Genomic DNA, 17405 nt, shown 5'->3' with positions numbered 1-17405 from the left:
GCTGAAGGGATGTTTTTGCCGGACACAAAGGATAAGCGGAAACGTTTTCCTTTGCACGAAAAATAAAGGGCGCAAATGCGCCCTCGTGATTAATCAGTAAACGGAATGACAATTTCACCAGGCTTCACTTCAATACCTTTCGCCAGTTTCTTCGCCATTGCTTCGCCCTTACTGCCATCTTCGCGCAGGACATAAGCAGGTTGCTGGTTAAAGTAATTGCGTAATGCCTGGTTCAAATAGGGAAGCAACGTTTGCATCACCGTTTGCATTTTTTCCGGTTGTACCGTCGCATCGACTACTTCCATCTCTTTCAGGAAGATCGCGCCTTTTTCTTTATCAAACACAGGCAGCGCTTTCAGCTTCAGTTTCATGGTCGCTTTCTGGCTACCGAACAGGGAGTTCATGTCCAGATTGGCGTCTCCGGTTAGGGTAACCTTATTCGGCTCTTCGCGACCAATTTGGCTGGTCAGGTTTGTCAGAACAATATGGGCGTCAGCCACGCCGGGTAAACCGATATCTTTTGAGAAATTATTATGTTTCGCAAGCGACTGGTTAATTTCTTGTTCGGTGATGGTGTATTGGGTGAGTTGATTACAGCCAACGAGCAGGCCACTGACGAACAATACAGCGGCAAATAAAAACTTGTTCATGGTAGTCCTCGACATGAAATCTGCGTCAATATCCTGACACAACGCAGCATGTGTCACCAGCGATAAACTCGGCAGCAGAAAAAACTGAAAACGGCGGCAACCCGCGAATACAGGCTGCCGCGGCGGGTCAGGATTAAATCGCCATTGATGATAACAAATTGATTTGTGTCTGTTTCGCCATATTATCGCGGTAATCAGCAACGCGGCTTGGCCAGTTGATTCCGGCTACCAGCGTCAGATTACGCAGGAGCGGAAATAGCTGAATATCGTCTTCCGAAAGTTCGCCATTCACGGCGTTCGGTTTGACGATAAGTTTGTCCAGCGCACGTAAATCATCGCTGATACTCTTAATCAGACCGTCAGAGTGGGCCAGCAGGTCGGCAAAATTACCCGCGCTGGCTTCTTTCTTGTCGACAAAATATTTGCGCGCGGCGGGAGTAGAAAACTCATCAAATGCCGATTTGGCAAAACGCGGTAACAGCAGTTTGTTGGCGTAGCCGTTGACCTTGCGCAGCCATTCTTCAATGGCAGGTGAACGTTTGCCGGTCAGTAACGGTTTGCCGTCGAGTTTATCGACATAGTGAACGATGTCCATGCTTTCTGGCATATAGCGGCTGTCATCTTTTTGCAGAATGGGAACCTGTTTTTGACCGACCATCCGGGTGGGTGTTTCTGCGTCGTCATTGAGCAGAACATGTAATTCGACGGGGATATTTTTCAGGCCGAAAATCATGCGGGCTTTGAGGCAGTAAGGGCAGTGATCGTAAATGTATAGCTTCACGTGACTCCTCCATTTGGCTGTCAGTTCACTTTCAGTATGGAGGAGTCAGGGGGGAGTATCAAATCAGGCGTCGCGTTCCAGCAAACGACGCGCGGTGCGTTTCTGGCTAAACTGCCAACCCAGCGCAAGGAAAGTGAAGATGCCAATAATGCCCAGCATCATCCACGGAAGCTCTGGTTGGTGCGCTGATTTACCCAAGTCAAATAGCCAGCCACCACCGATATAACCAATCGCGCCGCCAATCGCCAGACCCAGACGGCTAAACCCCATATAGCTGCCGCGTGCTCTTGCATCTGCCAGCGAAGCACTTAAGGTTTCACGCGCAGGCTCAGCAATGATCGACCCGATATAAAACAGACAAATCAGAGTGAAAAGTTGTTGCAGGCCGCTGACCATACCCACTGGCATCATGCTTAATGACATTATTAATAGCCCAGCCATCAATCGGTGTTCCAGACGAAAATGTTTTTCACTCCAGCGGGCGATAGGGTAGAGCAACGTTAACGACAGACACGCCTCAATGGCATACATCCATTTAACGGCAGACGGCGCGCCCGCGACGTCGTTGACCATAATTGGCAGCATCAGCATCACTTGTACAGCCAGCATGTAGTAACCCGCCAGCGTCAGGACATAGGTGACAAAACGCTTGTCGCGCATCACGCGGGTCATGCCTTCGCGAACGGGCGTGCGTACGGTGGAGAGTTTCCATGCCGGTAACAACCACGCATTGAACGCTGCACACAGCACAAACAAAACTGCCCCTGTGGCGCAGACCAGGCGAAAGTCGTATTGCAACAGCCAGCTCCCCAACAATGCGCCAATGACCGCACCGGCACTGTCCTGCATCATTAACAGCGAGAAAAAACGACCACGCTGTTGTGGACGGATTAGTTTCACCACCAGCGCCGAACGCGGAGGATCAAACAACGTGCCGCCGAGTCCCGAAAGCAGGCATGAAAACCACAGTAGCCACGGTTCGTGGGCGATACCCATTGTGGCGAATCCGGCGGCACGCATCAGCATACCGGTGACAATCATCGGTTTGGCACCAAAGCGGTCGGCAATTGCGCCGCCGAAAATCCCCAGACCTTGCTGAATAAACTGACGTAGACCAAGGGCAATACCGACCATGACGGCGGCCCAGCCCATTTGATCAACGAAGCGGATAGAGATCAGCGGGAAGACAACAAAGAACCCCAGCACGACCAGCATATTATCGATGAGCAGGAAATATTTACCCAGGTTCCTCGCCTGCGACACGCGGGACATTTCCCCTCCCGGGAAATAAAAGATGAGCACTTTCTATTCTGCATTGCCGCTAAGACTTTTCCCATCACTTCGGGGACAATATTTTTTTATCAAAACGTCGCTTTGATAGAGAGTTTTTATCAAATATGTGAATAATGCAGAAAACGGCATTCTGGACTTTTCACAGGGTCTGGTTGCGCAGGTATAGTAATACTTACAGCGTATTAAAGACGTTACGGGAAGGAGTAGGTATAGAATGTTTGGCTATCGCAGTAACGTGCCAAAAGTGCGCTTAACCACTGACCGACTGGTCGTGCGTCTGGTGCATGATCGTGATGCCTGGCGTCTTGCGGATTATTACGCAGAGAATCGCCATTTCCTCAAGCCCTGGGAGCCAGTGCGCGACGAAAGCCACTGTTATCCATCAGGCTGGCAGGCCAGGCTAGGGATGATTAACGAATTTCATAAACAAGGTTCAGCTTTCTACTTTGGCTTATTCGACCCGGACGAAAAAGAGATTATTGGCGTTGCCAATTTTTCCAATGTTGTTCGCGGCTCTTTTCATGCCTGCTATCTCGGTTATTCGATTGGGCAAAAATGGCAGGGCAAAGGACTCATGTTTGAAGCCCTGACCGCAGCCATTCGTTATATGCAGCGCACCCAACATATTCATCGCATTATGGCCAACTATATGCCGCACAATAAACGCAGCGGTGATTTACTGGCGCGATTGGGTTTTGAAAAAGAAGGCTATGCGAAAAACTATCTGTTGATTGATGGACAATGGCGCGATCATGTTCTGACGGCATTAACCACCCCAGACTGGACGCCTGGCCGCTAAGGAGAATCTGATGAAATATCAACTTACTGCCCTGGAAGCCCGCGTGATTGGCTGCTTGCTGGAAAAGCAGGTGACCACGCCGGAGCAATACCCGCTTTCAGTAAATGGTGTAGTAACGGCCTGTAATCAGAAAACGAACCGTGAACCGGTCATGAATCTGAGTGAATCTGAAGTGCAGGAACAGCTGGATAATCTGGTCAAACGTCATTATCTACGCACGGTGAGCGGTTTTGGTAATCGGGTCACCAAATATGAGCAACGTTTTTGTAATTCAGAATTTGGCGATCTGAAACTGAGCGCCGCAGAAGTGGCGTTAATCACCACGTTGTTATTGCGTGGTGCCCAGACGCCGGGTGAACTGCGCAGCCGCGCCGCGCGAATGTATGAGTTCAGCGATATGGCGGAAGTGGAGTCGACGCTGGAACAACTGGCGAATCGCGAAGATGGTCCTTTTGTGGTGCGTCTGGCCCGCGAACCGGGTAAACGCGAAAGCCGCTACATGCATCTTTTCAGTGGTGAGGTTGAAGATCAGCCGGCGGTAACGGATACGTCGAACGCGGTTGACGGTGATTTACAGGCCCGCGTCGAAGCTCTGGAAATCGAAGTGGCAGAACTGAAACAGCGTCTTGATTCGTTGCTGGCCCATCTGGGAGATTAAAGTGAAAAAATTACGTATCGGCGTAGTGGGGTTAGGCGGCATCGCGCAAAAGGCGTGGTTACCGGTGCTGGCGGCAGCGTCTGACTGGACGTTACAAGGTGCGTGGTCGCCTACGCGCGCGAAAGCCTTGCCAATTTGTGACAGCTGGCGCATTCCTTATGCCGATTCGTTATCCAGCTTTGCCGCCAGTTGCGATGCAGTTTTTGTGCATTCCAGCACCGCCAGCCACTTTGACGTGGTCAGTACGTTACTCAATGCGGGGGTACATGTCTGTGTCGATAAACCGCTGGCAGAAAATCTGCGCGATGCTGAACGGCTGGTGGAACTGGCGGCGCGGAAAAAACTGACGTTGATGGTCGGTTTTAACCGTCGTTTCGCACCACTCTACGGTGAGTTAAAAACGCAACTCGCCACCGCAGCCTCGCTAAGAATGGATAAACATCGTAGTAATAGCGTCGGGCCACACGATCTTTATTTCACGTTGCTGGATGATTATCTGCATGTGGTGGATACCGCGCTGTGGTTGTCGGGCGGTAAAGCCTCTCTGGATGGCGGTACGCTACTGACTAATGACGCTGGCGAAATGCTGTTTGCCGAGCACCATTTTTCGGCCGGTCCTTTGCAGATCACCACCTGTATGCATCGCCGTGCCGGAAGTCAGCGTGAAACCGTGCAGGCCGTGACTGACGGTGCGCTCATCGACATTACGGATATGCGCGAATGGCGTGAGGAGCGTGGTCAGGGCGTAGTGCATAAACCGATTCCTGGTTGGCAGAGTACTCTTGAGCAACGTGGATTTGTCGGCTGTGCGCGGCACTTCATTGAATGCGTGCAAAATCAGACAGTTCCGCAAACCGCCGGCGAACAGGCCGTGCTGGCGCAACGTATCGTTGACAAGATCTGGCGCGATGCGATGAGTGAATAAACCCTGTAACATCTGGCGGTAGCAATTCACCATAATCCAGGTAGACTATTCGCCTCTTTCAGCGCCTGCCTTGCAGGCGTTTTGCCCGTGGGTCTGGATTAGAACACCGATGAATTTATTAAAATCGCTGGCCGCCGTCAGCTCGATGACCATGTTTTCGCGTGTGCTTGGCTTCGCACGTGACGCAATTGTCGCCAGAATCTTTGGCGCAGGGATGGCAACCGACGCCTTTTTCGTCGCTTTTAAACTTCCTAACTTGTTGCGCCGTATTTTTGCCGAAGGGGCATTTTCCCAGGCATTTGTACCGATTCTGGCGGAATATAAAAGCAAGCAGGGTGAAGACGCCACGCGGGTCTTTGTCTCGTATGTTTCTGGCCTGCTGACACTCGCGCTGGCGGTTGTGACGGTCGCCGGGATGCTCGCCGCGCCGTGGGTGATCATGGTGACCGCGCCGGGTTTTGCTGACACGGCCGACAAATTTGCCCTGACTACCCAGTTATTACAGATTACCTTTCCTTATATCTTGCTGATTTCCCTGGCGTCGCTGGTGGGTGCGATTCTGAATACCTGGAACCGCTTCTCGATTCCGGCATTTGCTCCAACGCTGCTTAACATCAGCATGATTGGCTTCGCGCTGTTTGCCGCACCGTACTTTAATCCTCCGGTGCTGGCGCTGGCATGGGCTGTTACGGTCGGCGGCATCCTACAGCTGGTGTATCAGCTACCGCATTTGAAGAAGATCGGCATGCTGGTTTTGCCACGCATTAACTTCCACGATGCCGGGGCAATGCGCGTGGTGAAACAGATGGGACCAGCGATCCTTGGCGTCTCTGTGAGCCAGATCTCCTTAATCATCAACACCATTTTTGCCTCGTTTCTTGCTTCCGGTTCGGTGTCGTGGATGTATTACGCCGACCGCCTAATGGAGTTTCCGTCCGGTGTACTGGGCGTGGCGCTTGGCACCATTTTGCTGCCGTCGCTGTCGAAAAGTTTTGCCAGTGGCAATCATGATGAATACAACCGTTTGATGGACTGGGGGCTGCGTCTTTGTTTCCTGTTGGCGCTGCCGAGTGCGGTTGCGTTGGGCATTCTTTCAGGTCCGTTAACCGTTTCGCTGTTCCAGTACGGTAAATTTACCGCCTTTGATGCGCTGATGACCCAGCGGGCGTTAATTGCCTACTCGGTGGGTTTGATTGGCCTGATTGTCGTGAAAGTGTTGGCTCCTGGCTTTTATTCCCGCCAGGACATTAAAACGCCAGTGAAAATTGCCATCGTTACGCTGATTTTAACGCAATTGATGAACCTGGCGTTTATCGGCCCGTTGAAACATGCCGGGCTGTCCCTTTCTATTGGTCTGGCGGCGTGTCTGAATGCTTCTCTGCTTTACTGGCAGTTGCGTAAGCAGAAAATCTTTACCCCGCAACCCGGCTGGATGCCGTTTCTGTTGCGTCTGGTGGTGGCGGTACTGGTGATGTCTGGCGTGCTTTTAGGTATGTTACATATCATGCCTGAGTGGTCACTGGGTACTATGCCCTGGCGTTTACTGCGTTTAATGGCGGTCGTGCTGGCGGGAATTGCCGCGTACTTCGCTGCACTGGCGGTGTTGGGCTTCAAAGTTAAAGAGTTTGCCCGTCGGACGATATAACAATGCATTCCGGCCTGCACTGCAGGCCGGAGATAATCTTCAGATCGAAATCTTTTTACTGCCGCGATGGGGTATTGATGTCTGACCGTTCGCCCCGTACAGCGTCGGTTCCTGATGCGGTTTTAACATTTCCAGCGCCTGTTGATTGCGCTCAATCTGTCCTTCCAGTAACCAGCCATTATGTTGATTCATTTGACGTAGTTGCTGAGTTTGCACCGTAATTTCCTGCCAACGTTGACTAATATCAACGCTATTTTCTGCATTGGGTTCTTTTCTGCGTAACTGTTCGAGGTAATCCAACGTCGCCAGCAGTGAGCTTTTTTGTTCTGTAATCCATTGCAACTGGCTGCCGTTGATCTGCCCCATTGAGAGATGTTGCTGCTCTTGATCCATTAGCGTTTTGAGATCGTTAAGCACTGCGGACATCTGGTCGAGGATCTCTGCAAGACGCGTCATACGATCAGTTACTCTGCAAGTCTTGCTGCGCTTCGTTGATTAGCGCATCGGCAATTTTGCCGGTGTCCATTTTTAGTTCACCGTTACGAATCGCCAGTTTTAACGCTTCGACACGTTCAAGATTGATATCACTGCTGCCGGGTTGCATTAGTTTTGCTTGCGCGTCGCTTAACGTCACACTGGTGCTGGTGGCGGCGGTTGTTTTTGCCGCCCGGGTATTCGTTACCGGCGCGTCAGTGGTTTCACGCGGTTGAACGGTGCTTACGGGCTTCAGAGGTGAAGTGCGGTCAATACTCATGGTTTATTCCTCATTGAGGGCGCTTTTATCATGTGTTGCTTATTTATCGGCATGGGTCGGGTAATCTTTAACAGGTTACAGGTTTATAAGAATATTCCCATCTGCATCGACAACGCCACTGATCACTTGCCCCGATACCATCCGCACCCGTGCATTCTGTGCGACGGCAGCATTGTTCAACGCCTGACCTTCAGCGTTGGTGCTAAATCCATCACCGTTGGCGATCACGTTGACGCGTTGTCCCGCTTTTACCCGCCATGCCTGGCGAAACTGGGTTAACTGGATAGGTTGATCGGGTGATAGATCGCGCAGGCTAACGGCATCAATAAGTTGATTGATATCCAGCACCGTACGCGGTGGCAAGGTATCCAGCCTGCCGCGTTTCAGTTTGACATTGCCAGCTTCCAGTTTTCCTCCCCGCACAATGGGCATCGCGGCAACCACATAATTTCCTGTGGCCTGTACATTGACTTGCAAATATCGTTTGTCGTTACCGCAGCGTGCCAGCACATTCACATTTCCCCACAGGCGGGAATTATTGCTTATCGAAAGCAGTGGTTGCTCGCACGGCGGAAGTAGATGGGGCGATGTACGAATAGAAACACGAACCTCATCACTTACTCCCGCGAGCTGGGCGCTAAAAAAGGTTTGTAACTGCGATGTGAGATTGCTCGCCGTACTTAACGGACTGAACAGTATCGCAATGATCGCCACGCTACGTTTTATTGTCAGCATTTTCGCTCCCAGCCATTTCTACAACGTGAATTGTACCTGTACGCAATGACCATCAACGGCATAAATAGCGACCCATTTTGCGTTTATTCCGCCGATAACGCGCGCGTAAAGGCATTTAAGCTGATGGCAGAATTTTGATACTTGCGGAGGAGATATGCTCGATAAGCTCGACGCCGCCTTACGTTTTCAACAAGAGGCGCTCAATCTGCGCGCCCAGCGTCAGGAAGTGCTGGCAGCAAACATCGCCAATGCCGATACCCCTGGTTATCAGGCTCGCGATATCGATTTTGCCAGTGAACTTAAAAAAGTCATGCAACGTGGACGGGATGCAACAAGCGTGGTTGCACTGACGATGACCTCAACGCAACACATTCCGGCGCAGGCGCTGACGCCTCCTACCGCAGAACTGCAATACCGTATTCCGGACCAGCCCTCGCTGGATGGTAATACCGTCGATATGGATCGCGAACGCACCCAGTTTGCCGATAACAGCCTGCAATACCAGATGAGCCTTAGCGCGTTGAGCGGGCAAATCAAAGGCATGATGAACGTTTTACAGAGCGGAAATTAACGGATGGCATTGCTGAATATTTTTGATATCGCCGGGTCGGCGTTAACTGCTCAGTCCCAGCGCCTGAACGTGGCGGCCAGTAATCTGGCGAATGCTGATAGCGTGACCGGTCCCGATGGACAGCCATATCGGGCAAAACAGGTGGTATTTCAGGTGAACGCTGCGCCAGGCGCTGCGACAGGCGGCGTAAAGGTTGCCGATGTTATAGAAAGTCAGGCTCCGGACAAACTGGTTTATGAACCGGGTAATCCGCTGGCGGATGCAAAGGGCTACGTGAAAATGCCAAACGTTGATGTTGTCGGCGAGATGGTTAACACCATGTCAGCATCACGCAGCTATCAGGCCAATGTTGAAGTGCTCAACACGGTGAAAAGCATGATGCTGAAAACCCTTACGCTTGGTCAATAAAGGAGAAATCTATGTCCATTGCGGTAACCACCACCGATCCGACAAATACCGGCGTCAGCACCACCAGCAGTAGCTCACTCACGGGTAGCAACGCCGCAGATTTACAAAGCAGTTTTCTGACTTTGCTGGTGGCGCAGCTGAAAAACCAGGACCCGACCAATCCAATGGAAAACAACGAGCTGACGTCGCAATTGGCACAAATCAGCACGGTCAGCGGGATTGAAAAACTCAATACCACGCTCGGATCTATTTCCGGACAGATTGATAACAGCCAGTCGCTACAGGCCAGTAACCTGATCGGTCACGGTGTGATGATCCCCGGTACCACTGTTCTTGCGGGAACTGGCAGTGAAGAAGGGGCTGTGACCACGACCACGCCGTTTGGTGTTGAGCTGCAACAGGCGGCAGACAAAGTTACGGCCACCATCACCGATAAAAACGGTGCGGTTGTCCGTACCATTGATATCGGTGAACTGACTGCCGGAGTCCACAGTTTCACCTGGGACGGTACGTTGACTGACGGCAGCACTGCGCCGAACGGTTCTTACAATGTAGCGATTAGCGCCAGTAGCGGTGGTACACAACTGGTTGCCCAGCCGCTGCAGTTTGCTCTGGTGCAGGGTGTGATCCGCGGCAACAACGGTAATACGCTGGATCTCGGCACTTACGGCACCACCACCCTCGACGAAGTACGGCAGATAATTTAAGCCTTCACATTTCAGGAGTCAGTCATGGCCTTTTCTCAAGCGGTTAGCGGATTAAACGCTGCCGCCACCAACCTCGATGTTATTGGCAACAATATCGCCAACTCCGCCACCTACGGCTTTAAATCAGGCACGGCCTCTTTTGCCGATATGTTTGCCGGTTCGAAAGTGGGACTGGGGGTAAAAGTTGCCGGTATCACTCAGGACTTTACCGATGGCACGACCACCAACACTGGGCGAGGTCTGGACGTTGCTATAAGCCAGAATGGTTTTTTCCGTCTGGTAGACAGCAATGGTTCGGTTTTTTACAGCCGTAATGGACAATTTAAGCTTGATGAAAATCGTAACCTGGTGAATATGCAAGGTTTACAGCTGACAGGTTACCCGGCAACCGGTACGCCGCCGACTATTCAGCAAGGGGCGAATCCGACCAATATTTCGATCCCGAATACCCTGATGGCAGCGAAAACTACCACCACGGCATCGATGCAGATCAACCTGAATTCCAGTGATCCGCTTCCCTCTGTTAAAGCATTTGATGCCAGCAATGCGGATAGCTATAACAAAAAAGGTTCGGTGACTGTTTTCGATAGTCAGGGTAATGCTCATGATATGAGCGTTTATTTTGTGAAGACCGGGGATAATAACTGGGATGTTTACACCCTGGATAGCAGTGATCCAAAAGGCACAGCTAACCCTGCAACGACGCTGGTGTTTAATGCCAATGGCGTTCTGACCTCAGATCCAACAAAGGATATTACCACCGGCGCAATTAACGGCGCAGATCCCGCCACGTTTAGCCTGAGCTTCCTCAACTCCATGCAGCAAAATACCGGTGCTAACAACATTGTGGCAACCACCCAGAACGGCTATAAACCGGGCGATCTGGTGAGTTATCAAATCAATGATGACGGTACGGTTGTCGGCAACTATTCCAACGAACAAACCCAACTGCTGGGGCAGATTGTACTGGCGAACTTTGCCAACAACGAAGGTTTGGCATCTGAAGGTGACAATGTCTGGTCTGCGACGCAATCTTCTGGCGTGGCGCTGTTGGGGACTGCCGGGACGGGCAACTTTGGCACCCTGACCAACGGTGCGCTGGAAGCGTCCAACGTCGATCTCAGCAAAGAACTGGTCAATATGATCGTTGCCCAGCGTAACTATCAGTCTAACGCCCAGACCATCAAAACTCAGGACCAGATCCTCAACACGCTGGTTAACTTACGCTAATCGCTGACGGGATAGCTCAATGGATCACGCAATTTATACCGCGATGGGGGCAGCCAGCCAGACGCTGAATCAACAGGCGGTGACCGCCAGTAATCTGGCCAATGCCTCTACGCCCGGTTTTCGCGCACAGTTAAACGCCTTGCGTGCAGTACCGGTGGAAGGGCTTTCACTACCCACGCGCACGCTGGTTACGGCGTCAACACCGGGTGCTGACATGACGCCCGGTAAGATGGATTACACCTCGCGCCCGCTGGACGTCGCGTTGCAGCAGGACGGCTGGCTGGCCGTGCAGACCGCTGACGGCAGCGAAGGATATACGCGTAATGGCAGCATTCAGGTTGATCCCACCGGGCAACTGACAATTCAGGGGCATCCGGTGATCGGCGAGGCGGGGCCAATTGCTGTGCCGGAAGGGGCGGAAATCACTGTTGCTGCCGATGGCACAATCTCGGCGCTGAATTCTGGCGATCCGGCAAATACTGTCGCGCCAGTGGGGCGTCTGAAGCTGGTGAAAGCCACGGGCAGCGAAGTGCAGCGCGGTGACGACGGCATTTTTCGTTTAAGCGCAGAAAGCCAGGCTACGCGTGGGCCGGTACTGCAGGCAGATCCAACCTTACGTGTGATGTCGGGGGTTCTGGAAGGCAGTAACGTCAATGCCGTTGCGGCAATGAGCGACATGATTGCCAGCGCGCGGCGTTTTGAAATGCAGATGAAGGTGATCAGCAGCGTCGATGATAACGCAGGCCGTGCCAACCAACTGCTGTCGATGAGTTAATTGAACGGATACATGACAAGTATAAGTTGCCCGATGCGCAAGTTTATCGGGTCTATGGGGGCAATCGCAATTTATTGATTTCGCGAGCTCTTGTAGGCCGGATAAGGCGTTTACGCCGCATCCGGCAAGAAGACAGATGCACTTTGTCACTAATCCACCACAGGACATTTTATGATCAGTTCATTATGGATCGCCAAAACGGGCCTTGACGCCCAGCAAACCAATATGGACGTCATTGCCAACAACCTGGCAAACGTCAGTACCAACGGTTTTAAGCGCCAGCGGGCCGTTTTTGAAGATCTGCTTTACCAAACCATCCGCCAGCCGGGGGCACAGTCTTCCGAACAAACCACCTTGCCATCCGGGTTGCAAATCGGCACGGGGGTACGTCCGGTCGCCACTGAACGCTTACACAGCCAGGGCAACCTGTCGCAGACCAACAACAGTAAAGACGTCGCGATTAAAGGGCAGGGCTTTTTCCAGGTGATGTTGCCAGATGGCTCATCAGCCTATACCCGCGACGGCTCTTTCCAGGTGGATCAGAACGGACAGCTGGTGACGGCTGGTGGTTTTCAGGTGCAGCCAGCGATCACCATACCGGCGAATGCGCTAAGTATCACCATCGGTCGTGATGGCGTGGTCAGCGTAACCCAACAAGGCCAGGCAGCTCCGGTTCAGGTTGGGCAGCTCAATCTCACCACCTTTATGAATGATACCGGACTGGAGAGTATTGGCGAAAACCTCTACACCGAAACGCAATCCTCCGGTGCACCGAACGAAAGCACGCCGGGCCTGAACGGCGCGGGACTGCTGTATCAAGGGTATGTTGAAACGTCTAACGTCAACGTGGCGGAAGAACTGGTCAATATGATTCAGGTGCAACGCGCTTACGAAATCAACAGTAAAGCGGTATCCACCACCGATCAGATGCTGCAAAAACTGACGCAACTCTAAGGCATAACCGGTGGCAGATTCACCGGTTTACTGATTTTTGAAGATGATAGCCATGCAAAAAAACGCTGCGCATACTTATGCCATTTCCAGCTTGTTGGTGCTTTCACTAACCGGCTGCGCCTGGATACCCTCCACGCCGCTGGTACAGGGGGCGACCAGTGCACAACCGGTTCCCGGTCCGACGCCCGTCGCCAACGGTTCTATTTTCCAGTCTGCTCAGCCGATTAACTATGGCTATCAACCGCTGTTTGAAGATCGTCGACCACGCAATATTGGCGATACGCTGACCATCGTGTTGCAGGAGAACGTCAGCGCCAGCAAAAGCTCCTCTGCGAATGCCAGCCGTGACGGTAAAACTAATTTTGGCTTTGATACTGTGCCGCGCTATTTGCAGGGGCTGTTTGGTAACGCTCGTGCCGATGTCGAAGCCTCCGGTGGTAACACGTTCAACGGAAAAGGCGGGGCCAATGCCAGCAATACCTTTAGCGGCACGTTGACGGTGACGGTTGACCAGGTACTGGTCAACGGCAACCTGCATGTGGTGGGTGAAAAACAGATCGCCATTAATCAGGGTACCGAATTTATTCGCTTCTCTGGTGTAGTTAATCCTCGCACCATCAGCGGCAGTAATACCGTACCGTCTACTCAGGTGGCGGATGCGCGCATTGAATACGTAGGCAATGGCTACATTAACGAAGCGCAAAATATGGGCTGGTTGCAGCGTTTCTTCCTTAACCTGTCGCCAATGTAAGTGAGGCTGTGGTGATTAAATTTCTCTCTGCATTAATTCTTCTACTGGTTATCACGGCAGCTCAGGCTGAGCGTATTCGCGATCTCACCAGTGTTCAGGGGGTAAGGCAAAACTCACTGATTGGCTATGGCCTGGTGGTGGGGCTGGATGGCACCGGTGACCAGACAACTCAGACGCCGTTTACCACACAAACGCTTAATAACATGCTCTCACAGCTGGGAATTACCGTTCCGACGGGCACTAATATGCAGCTAAAAAACGTCGCTGCGGTAATGGTGACAGCGTCACTTCCACCGTTTGGACGTCAGGGGCAAACCATTGACGTGGTGGTTTCTTCCATGGGAAATGCCAAAAGTCTGCGTGGCGGTACGTTATTGATGACACCGCTTAAGGGCGTTGACAGTCAGGTGTATGCGCTGGCGCAGGGCAATATTCTGGTTGGCGGCGCAGGGGCCTCCGCTGGCGGTAGCAGTGTTCAGGTGAACCAACTGAACGGTGGACGGATCACCAATGGTGCGGTTATTGAACGTGAATTGCCCAGCCAGTTTGGCGTCGGGAATACCCTTAATTTGCAACTTAACGACGAAGATTTCAGCATGGCGCAGCAAATCGCTGACACCATCAACCGCGTGCGTGGATATGGCAGCGCCACCGCGTTAGATGCGCGGACTATTCAGGTGCGCGTACCAAGTGGCAACAGTTCCCAGGTCCGTTTCCTTGCCGATATCCAGAATATGCAGGTTAATGTCACCCCGCAGGACGCCAAAGTAGTGATTAACTCGCGTACCGGTTCGGTGGTGATGAATCGCGAAGTGACCCTCGACAGCTGCGCGGTAGCGCAGGGGAATCTCTCAGTTACAGTCAATCGTCAGGCCAATGTCAGCCAGCCAGATACACCGTTTGGTGGTGGACAGACTGTGGTTACTCCACAAACGCAGATCGATTTACGCCAGAGCGGCGGTTCGCTGCAAAGCGTACGTTCCAGCGCCAGCCTCAATAACGTGGTGCGCGCGCTCAATGCGCTGGGCGCTACGCCGATGGATCTGATGTCCATACTGCAATCAATGCAAAGTGCGGGATGTCTGCGGGCAAAACTGGAAATCATTTGATGATCAGCGACAGCAAACTACTGGCAAGTGCGGCCTGGGATGCGCAATCACTCAACGAACTAAAGGCGAAAGCGGGCGAAGATCCGGCGGCAAATATCCGTCCGGTGGCTCGCCAGGTGGAAGGGATGTTCGTGCAGATGATGTTGAAAAGCATGCGCGACGCTTTACCAAAAGATGGCCTGTTCAGCAGCGAGCACACTCGCCTGTACACCAGTATGTATGACCAGCAGATTGCCCAACAGATGACGGCGGGCAAAGGTCTGGGGCTGGCAGAGATGATGGTTAAACAGATGACGCCAGAACAATCATTGCCAGAGGAGTCCACGCCAGCAGCACCGATGAAATTCCCGCTCGAAACCGTGGTGCGTTATCAAAATCAGACGCTTTCGCAGCTGGTGCAAAAGGCCGTACCACGTAACTACGATGATTCGCTGCCGGGTGACAGTAAAGCATTCCTCGCGCAACTCTCGTTGCCCGCCCAACTGGCAAGCCAGCAAAGCGGTGTGCCACATCATTTGATCCTCGCTCAGGCGGCGCTGGAATCTGGCTGGGGACAACGGCAAATCCGCCGTGAAAACGGCGAGCCGAGCTATAACCTGTTTGGCGTCAAAGCCTCTGGCAACTGGAAAGGGCCAGTCACTGAAATCACCACGACTGAATATGAAAATGGCGAAGCGAAGAAAGTAAAAGCGAAGTTTCGGGTCTACAGCTCGTATCTGGAAGCATTGTCGGATTACGTTGGGCTGTTAACGCGTAACCCGCGCTACGCCGCCGTGACGACCGCCGCGAGTGCGGAGCAGGGGGCGCAGGCCCTACAGGACGCGGGCTATGCCACCGATCCTCACTATGCCCGCAAACTCACCAGCATGATTCAGCAGATGAAATCGATAAGCGACAAGGTGAGCAAAACCTACAGCATGAACATTGATAATCTGTTCTGAATAACTCAAGTCCGGCGGGTCGCTGCCGATAATACTCTGTAATTGAAGGCTTATAAGGAACCTCCATGTCCAGCTTGATCAATAACGCCATGAGCGGACTGAACGCGGCCCAGGCGGCGTTAAATACGGCAAGTAATAATATCTCCAGCTATAACGTTGCCGGATATACCCGCCAAACCACTATTATGGCGCAGGCCAATAGCACGTTGGGCGCTGGCGGCTGGGTTGGCAATGGCGTCTACGTTTCTGGTGTGCAGCGTGAGTATGATGCGTTTATTACCAACCAGTTACGTGCTGCGCAGACGCAAAGTAGCGGCCTGACTGCCCGCTATGAGCAGATGTCAAAAATCGACAATATGCTCTCCACCAGTACCTCTTCGCTGGCAACACAGATGCAGGATTTCTTCACCAGCCTGCAAACGCTGGTGAGTAACGCGGAAGATCCGGCAGCGCGCCAGGCGCTGATTGGGAAATCAGAAGGGTTGGTGAATCAGTTTAAAACCACCGATCAATATCTGCGCGATCAGGACAAACAGGTCAATATCGCGATAGGTGCCAGCGTTGATCAGATCAACAATTACGCTAAACAAATCGCCAGCCTGAACGATCAGATCTCCCGCCTGACAGGCGTGGGGGCAGGGGCGTCACCTAACAATCTGCTGGATCAACGCGATCAACTGGTGAGCGAATTAAACCAGATTGTTGGCGTAGAAGTCAGCGTTCAGGATGGTGGCACTTATAACATCACGATGGCCAATGGCTACTCACTGGTTCAGGGAAGTACGGCGCGGCAACTTGCGGCAGTTCCTTCCAGCGCCGACCCTTCTCGTACGACTGTCGCTTATGTTGATGGGACGGCAGGCAATATTGAGATCCCGGAGAAATTGCTGAATACCGGGTCACTGGGCGGTATTCTGATATTTCGTTCTCAGGATCTCGACCAGACGCGTAATACGCTCGGACAACTGGCGCTGGCATTTGCCGAGGCTTTCAATGCCCAACATAACAAGGGGTATGATGCCAATGGTAAAGAAGGGGAGGATTTCTTTGCTATCGGTAAGCCCGTGGTTCTGCAAAATACTAACAACAATGGTGGCGTTGCGATCGGTGCCACGGTAACCGATGCCTCCGCGGTACTGGCGACAGATTACAAAATTTCGTTCGACAATAATCAGTGGCAGGTCACCCGCCTTGCCAGCAACACCACTTTTACGGTGACGCCGGATAACAACGGTAAAGTTGTATTTGATGGTCTGGAGTTGACGTTTACAGGCACGCCTGCCGCTAACGACAGCTTCACGCTGAAACCGGTAAGTGACGCCATCGTCAACATGGATGTATTAATTACCGACGAAGCGAAAATCGCCATGGCGAGCGAAGAAGATGCAGGCGAAAGCGACAACCGCAACGGGCAGGCCCTGCTGGATCTGCAAAGTAACAGTAAAACGGTGGGCGGTGCGAAATCCTTTAACGACGCTTATGCCTCGTTAGTGAGTGATATCGGAAATAAAACCGCGACGTTGAAAACCAGTAGCACCACGCAAGGTAATGTGGTGACGCAGCTTTCCAATCAGCAGCAGTCGATTTCCGGTGTCAATCTCGATGAGGAGTACGGAAATCTGCAACGTTTTCAGCAGTATTATCTGGCCAATGCGCAGGTTCTGCAGACGGCAAACGCGATTTTTGATGCGCTGATTAACATTCGCTAAGGGGAGATAA

At 52.3% G+C, this 17405-nt stretch carries 20 protein-coding genes; 14 read left to right on the top strand and 6 right to left on the bottom strand.

Annotated elements, in window-relative coordinates:
• Nucleotides 1–89: 89 nt before the first annotated feature.
• The 3 genes from HEN33_RS09765 to mdtH form a co-directional block, all read right to left on the bottom strand.
• Entirely contained in the window at nt 90–650 is a 561-nt protein-coding gene (locus HEN33_RS09765) for a lipoprotein (RefSeq protein ID WP_001353288.1), read from the bottom strand.
• A 133-nt stretch (nt 651–783) separates the two neighbouring features.
• On the bottom strand, nt 784–1431 hold the full coding sequence (gene grxB / locus HEN33_RS09760) for a glutaredoxin 2 (protein ID WP_069906199.1): 648 nt from the start codon (nt 1429–1431) through the stop codon (nt 784–786).
• A 63-nt stretch (nt 1432–1494) separates the two neighbouring features.
• Nucleotides 1495–2703, bottom strand: coding sequence for a multidrug efflux MFS transporter MdtH (gene mdtH / locus HEN33_RS09755; RefSeq protein ID WP_000092207.1), 1209 nt, complete (start codon nt 2701–2703; stop codon nt 1495–1497).
• Between the two features lie 235 nt (nt 2704–2938).
• Here mdtH and rimJ point away from each other — a divergent pair, with 235 nt between their 5' ends.
• The 4 genes from rimJ to murJ all read left to right on the top strand — a co-directional run bounded on the left by rimJ (nt 2939) and on the right by murJ (nt 6751).
• Entirely contained in the window at nt 2939–3523 is a 585-nt protein-coding gene (gene rimJ, locus HEN33_RS09750; RefSeq protein ID WP_000468190.1) for a ribosomal protein S5-alanine N-acetyltransferase, read from the top strand.
• 10 nt (nt 3524–3533) lie between these two features.
• Entirely contained in the window at nt 3534–4181 is a 648-nt protein-coding gene (locus HEN33_RS09745) for a YceH family protein (protein ID WP_000877119.1), read from the top strand.
• Nucleotide 4182: 1 nt separating this feature from the next.
• The gene (locus HEN33_RS09740; RefSeq protein WP_176263422.1) at nt 4183–5106 is read left to right on the top strand and encodes a Gfo/Idh/MocA family oxidoreductase; all 924 of its coding nucleotides are present in this window, start codon (nt 4183–4185) and stop codon (nt 5104–5106) included.
• 109 nt (nt 5107–5215) lie between these two features.
• Complete coding sequence (gene murJ, locus HEN33_RS09735; protein ID WP_176263421.1) at nt 5216–6751, top strand: murein biosynthesis integral membrane protein MurJ; 1536 nt, start codon at nt 5216–5218, stop codon at nt 6749–6751.
• Nucleotides 6752–6790: 39 nt separating this feature from the next.
• Here the strand turns inward: murJ and flgN are convergent, their stop codons facing one another.
• The 3 genes from flgN to flgA form a co-directional block, all read right to left on the bottom strand.
• A complete protein-coding gene (flgN, locus tag HEN33_RS09730) occupies nt 6791–7207 on the bottom strand; it encodes a flagella biosynthesis chaperone FlgN (protein WP_176263420.1) in 417 nt (138 codons plus the stop codon).
• Nucleotides 7208–7211: 4 nt separating this feature from the next.
• Entirely contained in the window at nt 7212–7505 is a 294-nt protein-coding gene (flgM, locus tag HEN33_RS09725; RefSeq protein WP_000020882.1) for a flagellar biosynthesis anti-sigma factor FlgM, read from the bottom strand.
• Between the two features lie 75 nt (nt 7506–7580).
• Complete coding sequence (flgA, locus tag HEN33_RS09720; RefSeq protein ID WP_176263419.1) at nt 7581–8240, bottom strand: flagellar basal body P-ring formation chaperone FlgA; 660 nt, start codon at nt 8238–8240, stop codon at nt 7581–7583.
• A gap of 154 nt (nt 8241–8394) precedes the next feature.
• Here flgA and flgB point away from each other — a divergent pair, with 154 nt between their 5' ends.
• The 10 genes from flgB (at nt 8395) to flgK (ending at nt 17395) form a co-directional block, all read left to right on the top strand.
• Nucleotides 8395–8811: a flagellar basal body rod protein FlgB gene (gene flgB / locus HEN33_RS09715; protein WP_000884702.1), complete on the top strand. Its 417-nt coding sequence runs from the start codon at nt 8395–8397 to the stop codon at nt 8809–8811.
• A gap of 3 nt (nt 8812–8814) precedes the next feature.
• Complete coding sequence (gene flgC, locus HEN33_RS09710) at nt 8815–9219, top strand: flagellar basal body rod protein FlgC (RefSeq protein WP_001196460.1); 405 nt, start codon at nt 8815–8817, stop codon at nt 9217–9219.
• Nucleotides 9220–9230: 11 nt separating this feature from the next.
• Nucleotides 9231–9926 (top strand): flagellar hook assembly protein FlgD, encoded by a 696-nt coding sequence (gene flgD / locus HEN33_RS09705; RefSeq protein WP_000020488.1) that lies wholly within the window; start codon nt 9231–9233, stop codon nt 9924–9926.
• A gap of 24 nt (nt 9927–9950) precedes the next feature.
• Entirely contained in the window at nt 9951–11156 is a 1206-nt protein-coding gene (gene flgE / locus HEN33_RS09700; protein WP_000885843.1) for a flagellar hook protein FlgE, read from the top strand.
• A 19-nt stretch (nt 11157–11175) separates the two neighbouring features.
• Nucleotides 11176–11931, top strand: coding sequence for a flagellar basal-body rod protein FlgF (flgF, locus tag HEN33_RS09695; protein WP_032183933.1), 756 nt, complete (start codon nt 11176–11178; stop codon nt 11929–11931).
• A 171-nt stretch (nt 11932–12102) separates the two neighbouring features.
• The gene (flgG, locus tag HEN33_RS09690; protein WP_000625837.1) at nt 12103–12885 is read left to right on the top strand and encodes a flagellar basal-body rod protein FlgG; all 783 of its coding nucleotides are present in this window, start codon (nt 12103–12105) and stop codon (nt 12883–12885) included.
• A 52-nt stretch (nt 12886–12937) separates the two neighbouring features.
• Entirely contained in the window at nt 12938–13636 is a 699-nt protein-coding gene (gene flgH, locus HEN33_RS09685; protein ID WP_001295442.1) for a flagellar basal body L-ring protein FlgH, read from the top strand.
• A gap of 11 nt (nt 13637–13647) precedes the next feature.
• Entirely contained in the window at nt 13648–14745 is a 1098-nt protein-coding gene (gene flgI / locus HEN33_RS09680; RefSeq protein WP_000589300.1) for a flagellar basal body P-ring protein FlgI, read from the top strand.
• Nucleotides 14745–15686 (top strand): flagellar assembly peptidoglycan hydrolase FlgJ, encoded by a 942-nt coding sequence (gene flgJ / locus HEN33_RS09675; RefSeq protein ID WP_176263418.1) that lies wholly within the window; start codon nt 14745–14747, stop codon nt 15684–15686. Before flgI ends, flgJ begins: the two co-directional genes overlap by 1 nt.
• A 65-nt stretch (nt 15687–15751) precedes the next feature.
• Nucleotides 15752–17395, top strand: a complete 1644-nt coding sequence (gene flgK / locus HEN33_RS09670) for a flagellar hook-associated protein FlgK (protein WP_176263417.1) — start codon at nt 15752–15754, stop codon at nt 17393–17395.
• The last annotated feature ends 10 nt before the right edge of the window (nt 17396–17405 follow it).

Source organism: Escherichia sp. 94.0001 (assembly GCF_013369155.2).
Taxonomy (GTDB): Bacteria; Pseudomonadota; Gammaproteobacteria; order Enterobacterales; family Enterobacteriaceae; genus Escherichia; species Escherichia coli_F.
Note: the sequence above shows the minus strand (reverse complement) of the source record. Positions and strands in the feature narration are given on the sequence as shown.

Coding starts and splice junctions, on each gene's coding strand:
- flgN (WP_176263420.1), bottom strand. CDS start 7,207: ATGACGCGTCTTGCAGAGATCCTCGACCAGATGTCCGCAGTGCTTAAC.
- flgJ (WP_176263418.1), top strand. CDS start 14,745: ATGATCAGCGACAGCAAACTACTGGCAAGTGCGGCCTGGGATGCGCAA.
- flgA (WP_176263419.1), bottom strand. CDS start 8,240: ATGCTGACAATAAAACGTAGCGTGGCGATCATTGCGATACTGTTCAGT.
- mdtH (WP_000092207.1), bottom strand. CDS start 2,703: ATGTCCCGCGTGTCGCAGGCGAGGAACCTGGGTAAATATTTCCTGCTC.
- flgE (WP_000885843.1), top strand. CDS start 9,951: ATGGCCTTTTCTCAAGCGGTTAGCGGATTAAACGCTGCCGCCACCAAC.
- flgM (WP_000020882.1), bottom strand. CDS start 7,505: ATGAGTATTGACCGCACTTCACCTCTGAAGCCCGTAAGCACCGTTCAA.
- flgG (WP_000625837.1), top strand. CDS start 12,103: ATGATCAGTTCATTATGGATCGCCAAAACGGGCCTTGACGCCCAGCAA.
- flgF (WP_032183933.1), top strand. CDS start 11,176: ATGGATCACGCAATTTATACCGCGATGGGGGCAGCCAGCCAGACGCTG.
- flgB (WP_000884702.1), top strand. CDS start 8,395: ATGCTCGATAAGCTCGACGCCGCCTTACGTTTTCAACAAGAGGCGCTC.
- HEN33_RS09745 (WP_000877119.1), top strand. CDS start 3,534: ATGAAATATCAACTTACTGCCCTGGAAGCCCGCGTGATTGGCTGCTTG.
- flgH (WP_001295442.1), top strand. CDS start 12,938: ATGCAAAAAAACGCTGCGCATACTTATGCCATTTCCAGCTTGTTGGTG.
- murJ (WP_176263421.1), top strand. CDS start 5,216: ATGAATTTATTAAAATCGCTGGCCGCCGTCAGCTCGATGACCATGTTT.
- flgC (WP_001196460.1), top strand. CDS start 8,815: ATGGCATTGCTGAATATTTTTGATATCGCCGGGTCGGCGTTAACTGCT.
- flgK (WP_176263417.1), top strand. CDS start 15,752: ATGTCCAGCTTGATCAATAACGCCATGAGCGGACTGAACGCGGCCCAG.
- rimJ (WP_000468190.1), top strand. CDS start 2,939: ATGTTTGGCTATCGCAGTAACGTGCCAAAAGTGCGCTTAACCACTGAC.
- HEN33_RS09765 (WP_001353288.1), bottom strand. CDS start 650: ATGAACAAGTTTTTATTTGCCGCTGTATTGTTCGTCAGTGGCCTGCTC.
- flgD (WP_000020488.1), top strand. CDS start 9,231: ATGTCCATTGCGGTAACCACCACCGATCCGACAAATACCGGCGTCAGC.